Origin of the sequence: Burkholderia sp. HMSC10F09, from assembly GCF_001806955.1 — a bacterium.
Classification (GTDB): Bacteria; Pseudomonadota; Gammaproteobacteria; order Burkholderiales; family Burkholderiaceae; genus Burkholderia; species Burkholderia multivorans.
On record NZ_KV786796.1, the window covers coordinates 1 to 2622 of the forward strand.

The 2622-nt window shown below is 68.4% G+C and carries 2 protein-coding genes; one reads left to right on the forward strand and one right to left on the reverse strand.

Translation table 11 applies throughout. The features are described from left to right. Window positions 1–40: 40 nt before the first annotated feature. Window positions 41–844, reverse strand: a complete 804-nt coding sequence (locus HMPREF3115_RS19100) for an EAL domain-containing protein (protein WP_006406387.1) — start codon at window positions 842–844, stop codon at window positions 41–43. A gap of 372 nt (window positions 845–1216) precedes the next feature. Here HMPREF3115_RS19100 and HMPREF3115_RS19105 point away from each other — a divergent pair. After that, window positions 1217–2622 (forward strand): FAD-dependent oxidoreductase (locus tag HMPREF3115_RS19105; protein ID WP_070555628.1); only part of this gene is annotated, 1406 nt, incomplete at its 3' end.

A 2622-nucleotide genomic window follows, 5' to 3' on the forward strand; every position in this document is an offset into this window, starting at 1 on the left:
CGCGCCCGCGCCCGCGCCCGCGCCCGCGCCGCAACGGACGCTAGACCGTCATCACCTTTGCGAACACCGGCCCCTGCATGAAGCGCACGTCGTGCTGGCGCAGCAGTTCGCACTGCGTCTCGTCGACGACGCCATCGAAGATCAGCGGAATCCGCACGCGCTGCGCATATGCGACGAGCGCCTTCACCATTCCGTCGCGCAGCGCGATGCCGGCGTCCATCTTGATGTAGTCGGGACGCGCCATCTCCGATTCGACCGCGAGGATGCGCCCCGGATCGGGCAGCTTGTCCGCGACCTTGAAGCCGTGATGCTGGTAGCTGCGCGTCAGATAGCCGAGGAAGGTCTTGTGCGCGACCGCGACGGCCGGCAGCTCGATCACGATCCGCTCCGGCGGCAGCCCGAAGCGCTGCAGCACCGACGAGAAATGCTTGCCGTGATCGTACTTCACGCTCTTGAGCAGCCGCTCGTGCACGCGCAGGAACAGCAGCCCGTGGCGCTGCGCGCCGAAGAAGTTGATCGCGTGCAGCGCGCGCGACAGGCGGTCGAGCGCGACGAGCGTCTGGTCGTCGACGGCCGAGTCGACCGGATCGTGCGGCGCGCCCGTCACCTGCGTGACAGCCTGGAACCCGAGCTCGTCGCCGTAGCGCTCGATCGCATCGGCGAACGACGTCGACTGCGGCGCGCCCGGCATCGTCACGTCGTAGATCGGCTCGTACGTGCTTCCGAGCGTGCGCTCCGGCAGGCGCGCGCATGCGGTGCCGTCGTCGGCGAGCGCGATGTGCTCCCGCAGATAGGGCAGTTGTCCGGCACGGGCGACCAGCTCGGGGATGGTGGGCGGAATCATCGGCGTCGACAAGGAAAAACGGCGGCCAACGGGCCGCCTCATGTCTGGATAGTAGCAGCGCCCGCGCCGCTCGGCTCGGCGTTTCGTTCATATCGTTATCCCGTCCCCGAACCGATGCCTAGGGTTTACGTTGATTTCACTATTCGTAATTGGTTTTACTATTCGTAAATCCAAAGACGTGCGGCGGATCACGGCAGGCGGCTACGGGCGCCGCGGCGGTGCCGGCCCGAGATCAACAGGAAGCAAGGAGCGAGACGTGGCGGTTGACAGCAAATGGACGGAGGACGCGGGCGGGCCGGCAGGCCGGTACGCGACGGGCGCAACGACGGCGTGCCCAGGTGCGCGCGTCGCGGCAGTGGGGGCGCGCGGGTCATGAACGTCGATTACCAGAGCCTGAAGTTTGCGTATCGCACGCGCGCGGAGCGCGCGATCGCCGACGATGCGGCCGTCCGGCCCGTGATCGTCGTCGGCGCGGGGCCGGTCGGCCTCGCCGCGGCAATCGATCTCGCGCAGCAGGGCGTGCCCGTCGTGCTGCTCGACGACGACGACACGCTGTCCACCGGCTCGCGTGCGATCTGCTTCGCGAAGCGCACGCTCGAGATCTTCGACCGGCTCGGCTGCGGCGAACGCTTCGTCGACAAGGGCGTGAGCTGGCACGTCGGCAAGGTGTTCCTGCAGGACGAGCAGCTGTACGCGTTCGACCTGCTGCCGGAACAAGGGCATGCGCGCCCGGCGTTCATCAATCTGCAGCAGTACTACGTCGAAGGGTATCTGGCCGAGCGCGCGTTCGAGCTGCCGAACCTCGAGATCCGCTGGAAGCACAAGGTGACCGGCATCGAGCAGGCGGCCGAGCATGCGGTGCTGACGGTCGAGACGCCCGAAGGCGTCGACACGCTGCGCGCGCAGTACGTGATAGCGGCCGACGGCTCGCGCAGCCCGATGCGCACGATGATGGGCCTCGAAAGCCGCGGCCGCACGTTCAAGGATCGCTTCCTGATCGCGGACGTGAAGATGAAGGCCGACTTCCCGACCGAACGCTGGTTCTGGTTCGATCCGCCGTTTCATCGCAACCAGTCGGTGCTGCTGCACCGTCAGCCGGACAACGTCTGGCGGATCGACTTCCAGCTCGGCTGGGACGCCGATCCGGTCGCCGAGAAGCAGCCGGAGCGCGTGATTCCGCGCGTGCGCGCGCTGCTCGGGCCGGATGTCGAGTTCGAGCTCGAATGGGTCAGCATCTATACGTTCCGCTGCCAGCGGATGGACACGTTCCGTCACGGCCGCGTGCTGTTCGCGGGCGATTCGGCGCACGGCGTGTCGCCGTTCGGCGCGCGCGGCGCGAACAGCGGCGTGCAGGACGCGGACAACCTCGCGTGGAAGCTGAAGCTCGTGCTGGACGGCCGCGCGCCCGACCGGCTGCTCGACACGTATGCGAGCGAGCGCGAATACGCGGCCGACGAAAACATCCGCCACTCGACGCGCTCGACCGACTTCATCACGCCGAAAAGCGCGGTGTCGCGCGTATTCCGTGACGCGACGCTGAAGCTCGCGCGCGACTGCGAGTTCGCGCGCAAGATCGTGAACAGCGGGCGGCTGTCGACGCCCGCGGTCCTCGACGGTTCGCCGCTGAACACGCCCGATCGCGCGGGCGAGACGTTCGCGTGCGCGATGCGTCCGGGCGCGGCCGCGGCCGACGCGCCGGTGCGCGCCGAGCACGGCGCGAGCTGGCTGCTGCCGCATCTGCACGGCGGCTTCGCCGGCGTGCTGTTCGGACTGCCGGG

Bases quoted from the DNA above. Each gene is read 5' to 3' on its own strand.
- HMPREF3115_RS19100 (WP_006406387.1), bottom strand. From the start codon at position 844: ATGATTCCGCCCACCATCCCCGAGCTGGTCGCCCGTGCCGGACAACTG.